General features: G+C 70.6%; 12 protein-coding genes and 1 pseudogene. 6 read left to right on the top strand and 7 right to left on the bottom strand.

Going from position 1 to position 15,163, the window contains the following annotated elements:
• Positions 1 to 11: 11 nt before the first annotated feature.
• Positions 12 to 2,171, bottom strand: coding sequence for a serine/threonine-protein kinase (locus ACIQRL_RS37700; protein WP_401340274.1), 2,160 nt, complete (start codon positions 2,169 to 2,171; stop codon positions 12 to 14).
• 325 nt (positions 2,172 to 2,496) lie between these two features.
• On the opposite strand from ACIQRL_RS37700, the pseudogene ACIQRL_RS37705 reads away from it, so the two are divergent.
• Positions 2,497 to 2,724, top strand: a pseudogene (locus ACIQRL_RS37705) (serine hydrolase); the annotation flags it as partial.
• A gap of 69 nt (positions 2,725 to 2,793) precedes the next feature.
• On the opposite strand, the gene ACIQRL_RS37710 reads toward ACIQRL_RS37705, so the two are convergent.
• Positions 2,794 to 4,500, bottom strand: a complete 1,707-nt coding sequence (locus tag ACIQRL_RS37710) for a glycerol-3-phosphate dehydrogenase/oxidase (protein WP_401340276.1) — start codon at positions 4,498 to 4,500, stop codon at positions 2,794 to 2,796.
• 270 nt (positions 4,501 to 4,770) lie between these two features.
• On the opposite strand from ACIQRL_RS37710, the gene ACIQRL_RS37715 reads away from it, so the two are divergent.
• Positions 4,771 to 5,979: a nucleotide sugar dehydrogenase gene (locus ACIQRL_RS37715; protein WP_401340278.1), complete on the top strand. Its 1,209-nt coding sequence runs from the start codon at positions 4,771 to 4,773 to the stop codon at positions 5,977 to 5,979.
• Positions 5,980 to 6,130: 151 nt separating this feature from the next.
• Entirely contained in the window at positions 6,131 to 6,700 is a 570-nt protein-coding gene (locus ACIQRL_RS37720) for a hypothetical protein (protein WP_401340279.1), read from the top strand.
• 100 nt (positions 6,701 to 6,800) lie between these two features.
• Here the strand turns inward: ACIQRL_RS37720 and ACIQRL_RS37725 are convergent, their stop codons facing one another.
• The 4 genes from ACIQRL_RS37725 to ACIQRL_RS37740 form a co-directional block, all read right to left on the bottom strand.
• Positions 6,801 to 7,925, bottom strand: a complete 1,125-nt coding sequence (locus ACIQRL_RS37725) for a GuaB3 family IMP dehydrogenase-related protein (protein WP_401340281.1) — start codon at positions 7,923 to 7,925, stop codon at positions 6,801 to 6,803.
• A 137-nt stretch (positions 7,926 to 8,062) separates the two neighbouring features.
• Positions 8,063 to 9,571, bottom strand: a complete 1,509-nt coding sequence (guaB, locus tag ACIQRL_RS37730; RefSeq protein ID WP_355844078.1) for an IMP dehydrogenase — start codon at positions 9,569 to 9,571, stop codon at positions 8,063 to 8,065.
• 570 nt (positions 9,572 to 10,141) lie between these two features.
• Positions 10,142 to 10,717: a sigma-70 family RNA polymerase sigma factor gene (locus ACIQRL_RS37735; RefSeq protein ID WP_315903658.1), complete on the bottom strand. Its 576-nt coding sequence runs from the start codon at positions 10,715 to 10,717 to the stop codon at positions 10,142 to 10,144.
• 268 nt (positions 10,718 to 10,985) lie between these two features.
• Entirely contained in the window at positions 10,986 to 11,597 is a 612-nt protein-coding gene (locus ACIQRL_RS37740) for a response regulator transcription factor (protein WP_003948568.1), read from the bottom strand.
• A gap of 389 nt (positions 11,598 to 11,986) precedes the next feature.
• Here ACIQRL_RS37740 and ACIQRL_RS37745 point away from each other — a divergent pair, with 389 nt between their 5' ends.
• A complete protein-coding gene (locus tag ACIQRL_RS37745; protein ID WP_401340284.1) occupies positions 11,987 to 12,316 on the top strand; it encodes a WhiB family transcriptional regulator in 330 nt (109 codons plus the stop codon).
• Positions 12,317 to 12,555: 239 nt separating this feature from the next.
• On the opposite strand, the gene ACIQRL_RS37750 is transcribed toward ACIQRL_RS37745, so the two are convergent.
• Positions 12,556 to 13,452: a LysR family transcriptional regulator gene (locus ACIQRL_RS37750; protein WP_401340286.1), complete on the bottom strand. Its 897-nt coding sequence runs from the start codon at positions 13,450 to 13,452 to the stop codon at positions 12,556 to 12,558.
• Between the two features lie 79 nt (positions 13,453 to 13,531).
• Between ACIQRL_RS37750 and ACIQRL_RS37755 the strand changes: the two genes are divergently transcribed.
• A complete protein-coding gene (locus ACIQRL_RS37755; RefSeq protein ID WP_401340288.1) occupies positions 13,532 to 14,200 on the top strand; it encodes an MOSC domain-containing protein in 669 nt (222 codons plus the stop codon).
• Positions 14,201 to 14,342: 142 nt separating this feature from the next.
• Entirely contained in the window at positions 14,343 to 15,116 is a 774-nt protein-coding gene (locus ACIQRL_RS37760; RefSeq protein WP_401340290.1) for an SDR family NAD(P)-dependent oxidoreductase, read from the top strand.
• The last annotated feature ends 47 nt before the right edge of the window (positions 15,117 to 15,163 follow it).

Genomic DNA, 15,163 nt, shown 5'->3' on the forward strand with positions numbered 1-15,163 from the left:
CGAGCGGTACATCACGACTTCGGCTGGAACGTCTCGGTCAGCGTCTTCCACGTGCTCTTGCGCAGATCGCTGTCCCACGCGGACGCCTTCGCCGTGTACATCAACGCGTACCCCTGATGCGGGTTCACGACGAAACCGCGGTCGATCGAGCGGTACTTGGTGCCTCCGTCCACATAAGTGAACTCCCAGTCGGCCGTGTTCCAGCCTCGGTAGTCCACCTTCTCTATGCCGATCTTCGAGTACTGGGAGCGCGTCATGTAGCGCTCCTGGTTCTCCCAGTCCGCGACCGGGTCGTCCTTGGGCGTGTTCGTCCAGCCGACGAGGAGCTTCTGCCCGTCGGGACCCGCGAACCGGGCTCCCGCGGCGTCCTGGGACTGGAACTCCCACCCCTTCGGCAGCCCGATCGAGAAGCCCTGGCCGCTCTTGTACGTCGTGACGGCGGTGGAACCCGAACCCGAGCCCGACTCCTTGCCGTCACCGCTCGAACCGGCCGACGTGCTCGCGCTCGCGTCCGTGCCCGAAGAGGAGTTCGTGTTCCCGTCCCCGGAACCGGAGCCCGACTTGTCGCCGCTGTCGGTGTGCGCGGTGTCGTCGCCGCCCTTGCTGCCGGTGCCGTTCTTCCCGCTTCCGGACGTCGCCGTGCTGGAAGCGGTCGTCTTGGCGCCGTTGCTCTTGGCGCCCTTGGAGCCGTTGTCGTCCCCGCCGCCGAGCGTGAGAGCCAGCACGGTGCCGATCACGACCAGGGCCAGGGCCACCGCGATGATCACCAGTGTCCGCAGCGGCACGACATCCGTCAGCGAGGCCTTCGGCACCGGCCGCGCCGGGCGCTCGGGGGCGACCGGCCACCCGGACCCCGAGCCGCCGCGCGTACCGGCGGCGCCCGCCCGTCCGGCGAGCCCGGCCGAACTGGAGTTCACCGACGTACCGTCACGACTGCCCGCCTGCTCCGGCACGGACGACGCACCGGACCCGGCCGAACCCGCCGAACCGGAGGTGCCGTCGGCAGCCCCGCCTGATCCCGCACCCGTGCGCGGGGAGGTCGCTCCCGCCGCTCCCGCCGCCGTGGAGGTGTCCGGGCCGCCGACCGTCTTGGCGCGGGCCGTCGCCGCCGAGGTGGCCGCCGCCGTGGCGGCCCCGGCCGCGGTCGCGACCTTGCGTACCGAACGCATGGCCCCACGCAGCCGCTCCGCGGGTTCCTCGCCCTTCTTGGCGCCGGAACCGAAACCGCCCGCACCCCGGCGCACCGGTTCCTCCGGCAGGGGCGGCATGGCCACGACCTTCGTCGCGTCCGGCGGCTCCGGCACGCTCTGCTCGGGTTCGGGCGCGCGCAGCACCTCGTTGAGCATCGCCCGTGCGCCCGCGTCGTCGAGCCGCTGCTCGGGATCCTTGGCGAGCAGGCCGTAGATCACGTTCTCCAGCGGGCCCGCGTTCTTCGGCTGTTCGACCGGCTCGGTCATCACCGCGGTGAGCGTCGCGATCGCGGAGCCCCTGTCGTACGGCGGCACGCCCTCCACCGACGCGTACAGCAGACCGCCCAGCGACCACAGGTCGGCCGCGGGTCCGGGCTTGTGGCCACGCGCCCGCTCCGGCGAGATGTAGGAGGGCGCGCCGACGAGCATGCCGGTCGAGGTGATGGACGGGTCGCCCTCCACCTGCGCGATGCCGAAGTCGGTGAGCACGACCCGGCCGTCGTCGGAGATCAGCACGTTCGACGGCTTCACGTCCCGGTGCAGGATGCCCTCACGGTGCGCCGAGCGCAGCACGTCGAGGATGGCCAGGCCCACCTCGGCAGCACGCTTCGGCGTGAGCAGTCCGTCCTCGCGGATGGCCTCGGCGAGGGACTTGCCCTCGATGAGCTCCATCACGATCCAGGGCCGGTTGTCCTCGTCGACCACGTCGAAGACCGTCACCGCGCCGTTGTTGCGGATCCGCGCGATGGCCTTGGCCTCCCGCAGCGTGCGCGTGATCAGCCGGCGCTTCTCGTCCTCGTCGATGGCCGAAGGGAACCGCAGCTCCTTCACGGCGACCGTGCGGCCCAGGGTCTCGTCCTCGGCGCGCCACACCGTGCCCATGCCGCCGCGGCCGAGAACATCCCCCAGCCGGTACCGCCCGGCGAGGAGACGTTCGCTCTTGTCCTGACGGGATGCTCCCGCCCGCTCCGCCTCCGACATGCGTCCCCTCATGCAACCCGCCCTGACAGAGCCTCCATTGTCCCCTACCCGACAAGTGCCCAACGCCCAGGGGGCCCCTCGAACCGCAACAGCTCAGCCAATGAGACGCCCGAGCCCGGCCTTCGGCCACAGACGGCTCACCGCCGGTCGCACCCCGCACACGCCGGGCGCCGCACAACCGGCGTTCCGGACCCACCGACTACCCCGTATCCGGACTTCCGCACATCCGCCGCACCTATCCGCCGGCTCGGCCTTATCCCGGCCCTGGCCCGGCCCCGGGCGCACCAACGTGCCTCATGACGGACTGTTACAAGGACGGGCCCGCCGCGCCGCGCGTGGCTCGTGCGGCAGGGGGCGGCTGTTCCCGGTGAAACTGCCGTGCGGAACCAGGGCGCGGGGGCGCAACGGCCGGATCTCCGGCAGCCACGTGCGCGGCGCGGCCACCGTCGACGGTCGTCGTGTCCTCACCTCCCGGGTGAACACGGACGGGGTCACGGACCCGACGCTCGAACCGGCCCCGCTCGCCGCCGAGTTCTGTCCCCGCACCCCGTAGAACGGCCGGGCCGCGAGCGAAGATCCCGGCTCACCGCACCCGTTCGAGTGACATGGCGGGAACCGGCGGTCAGAACGGCACGATGTCCGGCGCCCCCAGCCGGGCCGCGTCCGCCGTCAGGTCGTCCGGCTGGCGCTGGGACTCGCGCTCGGCCTCGACCCGCTTCTCGTAGTGCTGCACCTCGCGCTCGATCTGGTCCTTGTCCCAGCCGAGGACCGGCGCCATCAGCTCGGCGGCCTCGCGGGCGCTGCGGGTGCCCCGGTCGAAGGTCTCGATGGAGATGCGGGTGCGCCGGGTCAGGACGTCGTCCAGGTGACGGGCGCCCTCGTGCGAGGCGGCGTAGACGATCTCGGCCCGGAGGTAGTCCTCGGCGGCCGGCAGGGGCTGGCCGAGGGACGGGTCCTCCTCGATGAGGTCGAGAAGCTCCTCGGCCATCGCCCCGTACCGGTTCAACAGGTGCTCCACACGCACCACATGGATCCCGGTGCGTGCCGCGATCCGCGCTCGCGCGTTCCACAGCGCCCGGTAGCCCTCGGCCCCGAGCAGCGGGGTGTCCTCGGTGACGCACTCGGCGACGCGCTGGTCGAGGCCGTGCACCGCCTCGTCCACGGCGTCCTTGGCCATCACCCGGTAGGTCGTGTACTTGCCGCCGGCCACCACCACGAGTCCGGGCACCGGGTGGGCCACGGTGTGCTCGCGCGACAGCTTGCTGGTGGCGTCCGACTCCCCGGCCAGCAGCGGCCGGAGCCCGGCGTACACCCCCTCGACGTCGTCGCGGGAGAGCGGCACGGAGAGCACCGAGTTCACGTGCTCCAGCAGATAGTCGATGTCGGCGCTGGACGCCGCCGGGTGGGACTTGTCCAGGTCCCAGTCGGTGTCGGTGGTGCCGATGATCCAGTGGCGGCCCCAGGGGATCACGAACAGCACGGATTTCTCGGTGCGCAGGATCAGGCCCGTCGAGGAGTTGATCCGGTCCTTCGGCACGACCAGGTGGATGCCCTTGGACGCCCGGACGTGGAACTGGCCCCGCTCGCCGACCATGGCCTGGGTGTCGTCGGTCCACACGCCCGTGGCGTTGACGATCTGCTTGGCGCGGACCTCGTACTCGCCGCCGCCCTCGACATCGCGCACCCTGGCCCCGACCACCCGCTCGCCCTCGCGCAGGAAGCCGGTGACCCGCGCGCGGTTGGCGACCTTCGCGCCGTACGAAGCCGCCGTGCGCACCAGCGTCGCCGTATAGCGGGCGTCGTCCATCTGTGCGTCGTAGTACTGCAGGGCGCCGATCAGGGCGTCCTTCTTCAAGGCCGGTGCGACGCGCAGGGCGTGGCGACGGCTCAGATGGCGGTGGGCGGGCAGGCCGCGGCCGTGGCCCCGGGCCATCGACATGGCGTCGTACAGTGCCACGCCGGAACCCGCGTACAGCCGCTCCCAGCCCTTGTGCTGGAGGGGGTAGAGGAACGGGACGGGCTTCACCAGGTGCGGTGCGAGCCGTTCGAGCAGCAGGCCCCGCTCCTTCAGCGCCTCGCGGACGAGCGCGAAGTCGAGCATCTCCAGATAGCGCAGGCCGCCGTGGATCAGCTTGCTGGATCTGCTCGATGTGCCCGACGCCCAGTCCCGCGCCTCGACCAGGCCGGTGGACAGGCCGCGTGTCACGGCGTCCAGCGCGGTGCCCGCGCCGACCACGCCCGCGCCCACGACCAGCACGTCCAGCTCACGCTCGGCCATTCCCGCAAGTGACTCGGCGCGCTCCGCCGGCCCCAGTGTCGCTGTCCTCACCGCTGCCTCCCGCTGTTGGTCGCGCTGGCCGCACCTGTCCGGCGACGCCCGGCTCACATCCTCCTGCCCAAAGTCTGACCGCCTTGCCCCTCATCGGCCACCGTCCATCCGCAGCCTGTGGACAACACTGGGCGACGCGTACGGAATCTTGATCGATCAATCCCACAAATCGGTCATATTTACTCCTAGTCTGACATTGCTCTCGCCCATCCTGTCCACAGGGCTTGCGCACCTGTCCCGCATCGGTTACTGGGAAGGACGGCCCACTCCATGCCCGCAGACCTCGCCGTCATCGGACTCGGTCATCTCGGCCTGCCCCTGGCCCAGGCCGCCGTCGCCGCCGGCATCTCCACGCTCGGCTACAAAACAGGACCGGAGGGCGGCTCCCTCACCCCCGCGGAACTGCGCCGGATGCTCTCGGGGGGCTTCCGGCCCGCCACCAACCCGGCCGAGCTGGGCCGCGTACGCACCGCCGTCATCTGCGCCCCGACCCCACGGGGCGCGGACGGCACCCTGGACCTCGGCCAGCTGGAGGCGGCGGCCCGCACCCTCGCCGCACGGCTGCGCCCGCACACCACGGTGATCCTGGAATCGCCCGTGCACCCCGGCACCACCGAGGGCTTCCTCCGCCCGCTCCTCGAAACCGGCTCCGGACTGCGCGCGGGGCGAGATTTCCACCTCGCCTACTCGCCCAGCAGGGTCGATCCCGGCAACCGCGACTTCACGCCCGCCGGAACACCGAAGGTCATCGGAGGCCTCACCCCCGCCTGCACCGAATCGGCCGCCGCCTTCTACGGGCGGCTCACCGACAAGGTCGTCCGCGCGCGCGGACCCCGCGAGGCGGAGACCGTGCAGGTCCTGGAGACCAACTTCCGGCACGTCAACATCGCGCTCGTCAACGAGATGGCCGTGCTCTGCCACGACCTGGGCGTCGACCTGTGGGACGTCATCCGCTGCGCGGAGACGAAGCCGTTCGGCTTCCAGGCGTTCCGGCCAGGACCGGGAGTCGGCGGGCACGGGACCGCCCAGGACCTCGGCGGCCCCTCGGGACGCCCTCTTCGTATGGTCGAACTGGCCCAGCAGGTCAACAACCACATGCCCCAGTACGTCATCCAGCGCGCCGCCGCGCTGCTCAACGAGCACGGGAAGTCCGCCCGTGCCGCGCGCGTGCTCCTGCTCGGCGTCACCTACAAGGCGGACATCGCCGATCAACAGGGCGCCCCCGCCCACGAGATCGCCGTACGCCTGATGGAACTCGGCGCGTCCGTCAGCTATCACGACCCGCACGTCCCGGCCTGGAGCGTCTTCGGGCGCCCCGTACCGCGCGCGGACTCCCTCTACGAGGCCGCGGCCGACGCCGACCTGACGATCCTGCTCCAGCAGCACCGCACGTACGACCTGCAAGGACTGTCCGTGAAGGCCCAACTCCTCCTGGACACAAGGGGAGCGACCCCGACGGGGGCGGCACACCGGCTCTGACCCGGAGGAAATCCCTGACAGATTGTCATTCCCCCCTGCTAATCTGCGGCAGCTCTCGCACACACGTGCGCCCGCGCCCCGGGCGCCTGCAGCTGTGCGGTGCCATCCCACGCGCACACCACGGTGCGCCCGCATCCCTGGGGGGAACCACATGAGTCAGCCGACGCCGCCGTCCGGTCCACCGGTCGACAGCCCGTACGCGGGCGAGCCCGTCGACCAGCCGCCCGTCCCGCAGCAGGGCGTGCCGCAGGAGGCCGTACCGCAGGGCGCGCCCCAGCCGGGCTTCCCGGCCGCGCCCGTCGCCCCGGCCGCCCCTGCGCGCAACAACTTCGCGCTCGGGGCCGTCGCCGCCGTAGGCGCCGGCGTGGTCTCCGCGGTTCTGTACGGCCTGGTCGTGGGCCTCACCAAGCACGAGATCGGCTACGCGGCCGTCGGTGTCGGCTTCCTCGTCGGCATCGCCGCGGGCCGCGTCGGCGGCCGCAACCAGACCCTGCCGGTCGTCAGCGTGATCGTGTCCGTCGCCGCGGTCTATCTCGGCCAGCTGATCGGCGAGGCGATGATCGGCGCCAAGGAGTCCGGCCTCGGGTTCAGCACGGTCTTCTTCGACCACTTCGACGTGGTCCAGCAGGCGTGGAAGGACAACGCCGACCCGCTGACCTTCGCCTTCTTCGCGATCGCGGCGTACGTGGCGTTCCAGGGCACCCGCAAGGCCGGCCTCTGAGAACGCCCGTGCCGGGCGCCTGACGGAACGGCCTCACACGCGAGGGGCCCCTCCACCACTGGGTGGACGGGCCCCTCGGATGTTCAGGCGCGCGTGCCGGCTAGCGCTTGTGCTGCGAGTCCGCGACCGTCACCTCGACGCGCTGGAACTCCTTGAGCTCGCTGTAGCCGGTGGTGGCCATGGCGCGGCGGAGGGCGCCGAAGATGTTCATCGAGCCGTCCGGGATGTGCGACGGACCGGTGAGGATCTCCTCGATGGTGCCGACGGTGCCGAGGTCGACCTTCTTGCCGCGCGGCAGCTCCTCGTTCACCGCCTCCATGCCCCAGTGGTGTCCACGGCCGGGCGCGTCGGTGGCGCGCGCGAGCGGGGAGCCCATCATCACGGAGTCGGCGCCGCAGGCGATGGCCTTCGGGAGGTCGCCGGACCAGCCCACCCCGCCGTCGGCGATGACGTGCACGTACCGGCCGCCGGACTCGTCCATGTAGTCGCGGCGGGCCGCGGCGACGTCCGCGACGGCGGTGGCCATCGGAACCTGGATGCCCAGCACGTTGCGCGTGGTGTGCGCGGCGCCGCCGCCGAAACCGACGAGGACACCGGCCGCGCCGGTGCGCATCAGGTGCAGGGCCGCGGTGTACGTGGCGCAGCCGCCGACGATCACCGGGACGTCGAGCTCGTAGATGAACTGCTTCAGGTTCAGCGGTTCGGCGGCACCGGAGACGTGCTCGGCCGACACCGTCGTACCGCGGATGACGAAGATGTCCACGCCCGCGTCGACGACGGCCTTGGAGAACTGCGCGGTGCGCTGCGGGGACAGGGCGGCGGCGGTGACGACTCCGGAGTCGCGCACCTCCTTGATGCGCTGCCCGATCAGCTCCTCCTTGATGGGAGCCGTGTAGATCTCCTGGAGGCGGCGTGTCGCGGTCTCCGAGTCCAGCCCGGCGATCTCGTCCAGCAGCGGCTGCGGGTCGTCGTACCGCGTCCAGAGGCCTTCCAGGTTCAGGACACCCAGGCCGCCCAGCTCGCCGATACGGATCGCGGTGGCCGGGGAGACGACCGAGTCCATCGGGGCGGCCAGGAAGGGCAGCTCGAAGCGGTACGCGTCGATCTGCCAGGCGATCGAGACCTCCTTCGGGTCCCGCGTACGGCGGCTCGGGACGACGGCGATGTCGTCGAAGGCGTACGCCCGGCGGCCGCGCTTGCCGCGCCCGATCTCGATCTCAGTCACGTTGTGGCCTTTCCGTCTTCGCTTCTGCGCTCCCCAGTATCCCCGACGCCCACGACAAGGGCGGCCCCGGAACCTCCGGGGCCGCCCTTGTCGTGGCTGCACGCGCGCGCGTGCAGCCCGCTCACGCGTACGGGTGACTACTTGTTGCGGCTGTAGTTCGGCGCCTCGACCGTCATCTGGATGTCGTGCGGGTGGCTCTCCTTGAGACCCGCCGAGGTGATGCGGACGAACCGGCCGCGGTCCTGGAGCTCGGGCACGGTGCGGCCGCCGACGTAGAACATCGACTGGCGCAGACCGCCGACCAGCTGGTGGACGACCGCGGAGAGCGGGCCCCGGTAGGGCACCTGGCCCTCGATGCCCTCGGGGACGAGCTTCTCGTCGGAGGCGACGCCCTCCTGGAAGTAGCGGTCCTTGGAGAAGGAGCGCTGCTCGCCGCGGGACTGCATGGCCCCCAGGGAGCCCATGCCGCGGTACGACTTGAACTGCTTGCCGTTGATGAAGAGCAGCTCGCCCGGGGACTCCTCGCAGCCCGCGAGCAGCGAGCCGAGCATCACCGTGTCGGCGCCCGCGACCAGGGCCTTCGCGATGTCACCGGAGTACTGGAGGCCACCGTCGCCGATGACCGGGACGCCGGCCGCCTTGGCGGCGAGCGACGCTTCGTAGATGGCCGTGACCTGCGGGACGCCGATGCCGGCGACGACGCGGGTGGTGCAGATGGAACCGGGGCCGACACCGACCTTGATGCCGTCGACGCCGGCGTCGATGAGCGCCTGCGCGCCGTCACGGGTGGCGATGTTGCCGCCGATGACGTCGACGCCCGAGGAGTTCGACTTGATCTTGGCGACCATGTCACCGACCAGGCGGGAGTGGCCGTGCGCGGTGTCGACGACGATGAAGTCGACGCCCGCCTCGATCAGGGCCTGGGCGCGCTCGAAGGCGTCGCCCGCGACACCGACGGCCGCGCCGACCAGCAGTCGCCCCTCGGCGTCCTTCGCGGCCATCGGGTACTTCTCGGCCTTGACGAAGTCCTTGACCGTGATGAGGCCCTTGAGGACGCCCGCGTCGTCGACCAGCGGAAGCTTCTCGATCTTGTGGCGGCGCAGCAGCTGCATCGCGTCGTTGCCCGAGATGCCGACCTTGCCGGTGACCAGCGGCATCGGCGTCATGACCTCGCGCACCTGGCGCGAGCGGTCGGTCTCGAAGGCCATGTCGCGGTTGGTGACGATGCCGAGCAGCTTGCCGCCGCCGTCGGTGACCGGCACACCGGAGATGCGGAACTTGGCGCAGATCGCGTCGGCCTCGCCGAGCGTGGCGTCCGGGTGCACGGTGATCGGGTCGGTGACCATGCCGGACTCGGAGCGCTTCACCAGGTCGACCTGGTTGGCCTGGTCCTCGATGGACAGGTTGCGGTGCAGAACACCGACGCCACCCTGGCGGGCCATCGCGATCGCCATGCGCGACTCGGTGACCTTGTCCATGGCGGCGGACAGCAGCGGGATGTTGACCCGGACGTTCTTCGAGATGTGCGAGGCGGTGTCGATCTGGTCGGGCGCCATGTCCGACGAGCCCGGCAGCAGCAGCACGTCGTCGTAGGTCAGCCCGAGTGTCGCGAACTTGGCGGGCACTCCGTCGACGTTGGCAGTCATGACACCTTCCCCAAATGGCCTTGATCGGTGCGGATGTCCATGCTAACGGGAAGCATGGCTCTCTCATTCCACGGTTGAGGGTGGGCTTCGGCTTCGTATGTTCGTACGGGTCGCAGGTCATCGCCGTTCAGACCCGTGTCCGGAGAGGCGCCGAGGCCCCGGTCGGGACCGCCCCGCCTGCGTGAGTCCTCACCGGCCGGCACCCCGCGTGCGTGGTCGAGGGCGGTACGCGTCCATCCCGGGCGAGCCGGTCCGGCGCCGTCGGGGTCCGTCACCTTTTGCCTGCAATTTGCGGAGGGAAAGGGATCCGGCGCGGCGGCTCGCAGGACCGCCGCCCGATCGGACATCGATCGCCACCGGAACGTGTTGCTGCTCCGAAGACAATCCGATCGGCTCGTTCGGAACGAGATCCGATCGGCTCGTTCGGAACGGAATCCCTTCAGCTTGTTCGGAACGGGATCCGATCAGCTCGTTGGTATCGGGACCCGCTCAGCTCATTCGGAACGGGACCCGATCGGTGCGGGCCGGAACATGCCGCCCCGGTCGCGTCGCCGCGACCGGACCGCGTTCCTACTGCTCCGCCAGCGCCCGCAGCCGACTCAGCGCCCGGTGCTGGGCCACCCGGACGGCGCCCGGTGACATTCCCAGCATCTGGCCCGTCTCCTCGGCCGTGAGGCCCACCGCGATGCGCAGCAGGAGCAGCTCCCGCTGGTTCTCGGGAAGGTTGGCCATGAGTTTCTTGGCCCATTCGGCGTCACTGCTGAGCAGCGCGCGCTCCTCGGGGCCGAGGGAGTCGTCGGGCCGCTCCGGCATCTCGTCGGAGGGAACGGCCGTGGACCCCGGATGGCGCATCGCGGCGCGCTGGAGGTCGGCGACCTTGTGCGCGGCGATCGCGAAGACAAACGCCTCGAAGGGGCGCCCGGTGTCCTTGTAGCGCGGCAGCGCCAGGAGTACCGCGACACAGACCTCCTGCGCCAGGTCCTCCACGAAGTGCCGCGCGTCCCCCGGAAGCCGGGACAGACGGGCGCGGCAGTAACGCAGCGCGAGCGGATGTACATGGGCGAGCAGGTCGTGTGTGGCCTGTTCGTCACCGTCGACCGCGCGATGGACGAGCGCACCGATCCCCGTCGTCTCGTCTTCACGCATCGGTCCATGGTGCCTTGACGTCGTCCTGTCCGTGGCACCGCGTCCATAGTTGTGCACCGAAGCGTTATGAGCAGGTGCGCCGGAACTCATCTCCTGCGCCCTCCCCTTCCGCTCGACCGACTTGTCCCCAAGGAACTCCACACCTCAAGGATGCGGCATCCGCCGGGAAACGGGGCTCGGACACCGAAGAGGCTCTCCCTGAGGGCCCGGCCCCACCCGCCGTCCGGCGGGCAGGGACTACTACCGTCATACCCTCGAGACGGCTCACCTAGCGGACCAGGCCCCACCGGAATCCGAGCGCGACCGCGTGCGCCCGGTCCGAGGCGCCGAGCTTCTTGAAGAGCCGCCGGGCGTGCGTCTTGACCGTGTCCTCGGAGAGAAAAAGCTCACGACCGATCTCCGCGTTCGAGCGACCGTGGCTCATTCCTTCCAGGACCTGGATCTCACGCGCGGTGAGGGTGGGCGCGGCGCCCATCTCCGCCGAACGCAGTCTGCGCGGCGCGAGCCGCCAGGTCGGGTCGGCGAGCGCCTGGGTCACGGTGGCGCGCAGCTCCGCCCGTGAGGCGTCCTTGTGCAGATAGCCGCGGGCGCCGGCGGCGACGGCGAGCGCCACACCGTCCAGGTCCTCGGCCACGGTGAGCATGATGATGCGCGCACCGGGGTCGGCGGACAGCAGCCGCCTGACCGTCTCGACGCCGCCCAGTCCGGGCATACGTACGTCCATCAGAATCAAATCCGAACGGTCGGCTCCCCAGCGGCGGAGGACTTCCTCGCCGTTGGCCGCCGTCGTCACGCGCTCGACACCGGGCACGGTCGCGACCGCACGGCGGAGCGCCTCTCGGGCAAGCGGGGAGTCGTCGCAGACGAGGACGGATGTCATGACCGTCCTCCGCAGCTGATGCGCGTCACCTTGAGCCTCCAGGCTGTTACGAATCGTCACCTGTGCGGTCGACACTCGCAGGCGGATATGACCGCCTACCCGAGCGCTTGTTCCTTCAACCGCCTCAGCCATCTCAACGATGGTCACTCGAAAGAGTTACGGGGCAGTCGGCCGTCATCGGCACTGTACGTGAGGGCGCGGACACGGTGCAGACATGCGCGCCGACCCTCAACGTTTCATCACAACCCGTGCCCCATTTAGCCTGTTTTCTTCCCATTTGCTGGTGTCTGAGGCTAGATTCGCAATGAGTCATATTTTCATCTCCTTAGATCGTAGATGTACGGTCGGTGGGCACAGAGCAGCCCAGAACGGCAACAAGGGGACACGCAATGGCAGATTTCTCCCGCCTTCCCGGTCCGAACGCGGACCTCTGGGACTGGCAGCTCCTCGCGGCCTGCCGCGGGGTCGACAGCTCGCTCTTCTTCCATCCGGAGGGCGAGCGTGGTGCGGCACGGAGCGCTCGTGAGAACTCGGCCAAAGAGGTCTGCATGAGATGCCCGGTGCGCGCGGAGTGCGCGGCACACGCGCTGGCGGTGCGCGAACCGTACGGCGTGTGGGGCGGACTGACCGAGGACGAGCGCGAAGAGCTCATGGGGCGGGCACGCAACCGACTGGTCTCGGCATCGGCCACCGGAAACGCCACCGCTTCGAACAACTGAAGGAACGTTTCTGCCCTGAAGGTGCTCGACAGCGGCGCTTACGGGCAGGCACGTGCGGGCAGGAGCAGGCACGTGCAGGCAGGAGCAGGCGCGTGCGGGCTGACGCACCCACGGCAGTATTCGTGCATGCGGTACGCCTGTCGGCAGCACCCGCCGCTATACGTGCGGGCAGTACACGTCCGGGCAAGGCAGTACCCGAGCAGGCAGTACCCGTGCAGGACGGGTGAACAGGGAGGCCGCTAGCGGGCCGCCGCCCGTGCCAGCCGGTCCAGCGTCGCGGCCACCGCCGGCACCTCCGCGAGGTCCGGGAGGGTGAGGGCGACGATCTCGCGGCGCACCGCGGGCTCCACCGTCACGGTCCGCGCCCCCTTCGGGCGTACGGACTCGATCGCGAGCTCCGGCAGGACGGCCACGCCGAGTCCCGCGCCCACGAGCCCGACCACCGCCGGGTAGTCGTCGGTGGCGAAGTCGATACGGGGCTCGAAGCCGGCGCCCCGGCAGACCTCGACAAGCTGACCGCGACAGCGCGGGCAGCCCGCGATCCACGACTCACCGGCGAACTCGCCGATCGAGACGGACTCCGCCCGCGCGAGCGGATGACCCTCGGGCACCAGACCGACGAGACGGTCCATCAGCAGGGGCCGTACGACGAGGTCGTCCCACTCCTCGACGCCCGGAGCGCCCTCGTAGCGGAAGGCGAGCGCGATGTCGCAGTCGCCGGCCCGCAGCTTCTCGACGGACTCGGGCGGTTCGGCCTCCTCCAGGGAGACGCGGGTGCCGGGGTGGGCGGCGCGCAGCGCGGCGAGGGCCGTGGGAACGAGGGTGGAGCTGCCGCTGGGGAAGGAGACCAGGCGGACGCGGCCGGCGCGCAGACCGGCGATCGCGGCGACCTCCTCCTCCGCGGCCGTGAGACCCGCCAGGATGCTCGTCGCGTGCTTGACCAGGGCCTCACCCGCCTGGGTGAGGCGCATCTCGCGCCCCGTCCGGACGAGCAGCGGGGTGCCGACCGACGACTCCAGGGCCTTCATCTGCTGACTGACGGCGGGCTGGGTGCAGCCCAGCTCGCGGCCCGCCGCCGAAAAGGATCCGGTGGTGGCGACGGCGCGCAGGACACGGAGATGACGAGCCTCGATCACTGTTCGAGCATAAGCGCATCTTGGATGGGGCGGCGAATATCGCGTCGACGCTTTGGGCTGTATCACCTAACTTGGTGCCATGAAGCTCTTGTCGCTGAACCTGGGCCGGGCGCGGTCCGTCGAGTACACGGACCAGCCGGAGGGCGTGACCGGCATCGACAAGCGACCGGTCGACGGGCCGGTGCGCGTGACGGCCCCGGGGCCCAAGGGCGTCGGCGGGAGCGGGCTCGCCGGGGACGCGGTGTGCCACCTGCGGCATCACGGCGGTGACGACCAGGCCGTGTACGGGGTCGCGCGCGAGGACCTCGACGACTGGGAGCGCGAGCTCGGCCGGACGCTGCCGAACGGCGTGTTCGGCGAGAACCTCACGACGCTGGGGCTCGACGTGTCAGGCGCGCTCATAGGCGAACGCTGGCGGATAGGCCCCGATGTCGTCCTGGAGGTCACCTCCGGGCGTGTCCCCTGCCGCACCTTCCAGGAGCATCTCGGTGAGAAGAGCTGGGTGAAGCGGTTCACGCGGCGGGGTGCGCCCGGCGCGTATCTGCGGGTGATCGAGTCCGGCGAGATCCGCTCCGGGGACCCGGTCGAGATCGTGCACCGGCCCGGCCACGATGTCACCGTCGCCGTCCAGTTCCGCGCCTCGACGACCGAACGGGAGCTGCTGCCAAGGCTGTTGGCGGCGGGCAGCGCATTGCACGCGGAGTCGCGGGAGACGGCTCTGGAGTACGTGGCGAAGTACGGCGGTTAGGGGCGGCCCGAGCGGCACCCCCAGGGATGTCGATGGGGTGTCCGTTCCCTTGCCGGCCGGGGTACGGAGATCGTGTGGAGCGCGGTCGGGCGTTGGGCGGCACCGGGCGGCGGGGCCCCCGGCCGGTCACTAACCTTGCGCCATGACGACGGCTCTGATTACGGGATCGACCGCGGGAATCGGTGCCGCCTTCGCGCGGCGGCTGGCGGCGGACGGGCACAACCTCGTGCTGGTGGCGCGGGACACGAAGCGGCTGCGGGAGCAGGCGACCGAGCTGCACGACCGGCACGGCATCGAGGCGGAGGTGCTCACCGCCGACCTGGCGACGGACGAGGGCATCGAAACGGTGGCCGCCCGTCTCTCCGACCGCAAGAACCCGGTCGACCTGCTGGTCAACAACGCCGGCTTCGGCAACAAGGGCCGCTATCTGGACGTATCGATGGCGGACGAGCTGAAGATGCTCAAGGTGCACTGCGAGGCGGTGCTCCGGCTGACGTCGGCGGCGACCGAGGCCATGCGGGAGCGCGGCCGGGGCGGCGTCGTCAACGTCGCGTCGGTGGCCGCGTTCGTGCCGCGGGGTACGTACGGGGCGTCGAAGGCTTGGGTCGTTCAGTTCACGCAGGGCGCGGCGAAGGATCTCGCGGGCAGCGGCGTACGGCTGATGGCGCTGGCTCCCGGTTTCGTGCGCACCGAGTTCCACGAGCGGGCCGGCATGGGTACGGACAACATTCCGAACTGGATGTGGCTCGACGCCGACAAGCTGGTCTCGGCCGCGCTCGCCGATCTCGCGCGCGGAAGAACCCTGTCCGTCCCGGATCCGCGCTACAAGGTGCTGATGGGCGTGGTGAAGGTGACCCCGCGGGCGCTGCTGGGCGGCATCACGTCGAAGACCGGGCGGAAGTACGGGCCCCAGTGACGTCCCCCAGGAAGTACGGCCCCCGGTAAGGGCGATCACCCGGGCCG

Source organism: Streptomyces sp. NPDC091209 (assembly GCF_044757755.1).
Lineage (GTDB): Bacteria > Actinomycetota > Actinomycetes > Streptomycetales > Streptomycetaceae > Streptomyces.

Bases quoted from the DNA above. Each gene is read 5' to 3' on its own strand.
- ACIQRL_RS37700 (WP_401340274.1), bottom strand. From the start codon at position 2,171: ATGTCGGAGGCGGAGCGGGCGGGAGCATCCCGTCAGGACAAGAGCGAA.
- ACIQRL_RS37715 (WP_401340278.1), top strand. From the start codon at position 4,771: ATGCCCGCAGACCTCGCCGTCATCGGACTCGGTCATCTCGGCCTGCCC.
- ACIQRL_RS37720 (WP_401340279.1), top strand. From the start codon at position 6,131: ATGAGTCAGCCGACGCCGCCGTCCGGTCCACCGGTCGACAGCCCGTAC.
- guaB (WP_355844078.1), bottom strand. From the start codon at position 9,571: ATGACTGCCAACGTCGACGGAGTGCCCGCCAAGTTCGCGACACTCGGG.
- ACIQRL_RS37735 (WP_315903658.1), bottom strand. From the start codon at position 10,717: ATGCGTGAAGACGAGACGACGGGGATCGGTGCGCTCGTCCATCGCGCG.
- ACIQRL_RS37740 (WP_003948568.1), bottom strand. From the start codon at position 11,597: ATGACATCCGTCCTCGTCTGCGACGACTCCCCGCTTGCCCGAGAGGCG.
- ACIQRL_RS37745 (WP_401340284.1), top strand. From the start codon at position 11,987: ATGGCAGATTTCTCCCGCCTTCCCGGTCCGAACGCGGACCTCTGGGAC.
- ACIQRL_RS37755 (WP_401340288.1), top strand. From the start codon at position 13,532: ATGAAGCTCTTGTCGCTGAACCTGGGCCGGGCGCGGTCCGTCGAGTAC.
- ACIQRL_RS37760 (WP_401340290.1), top strand. From the start codon at position 14,343: ATGACGACGGCTCTGATTACGGGATCGACCGCGGGAATCGGTGCCGCC.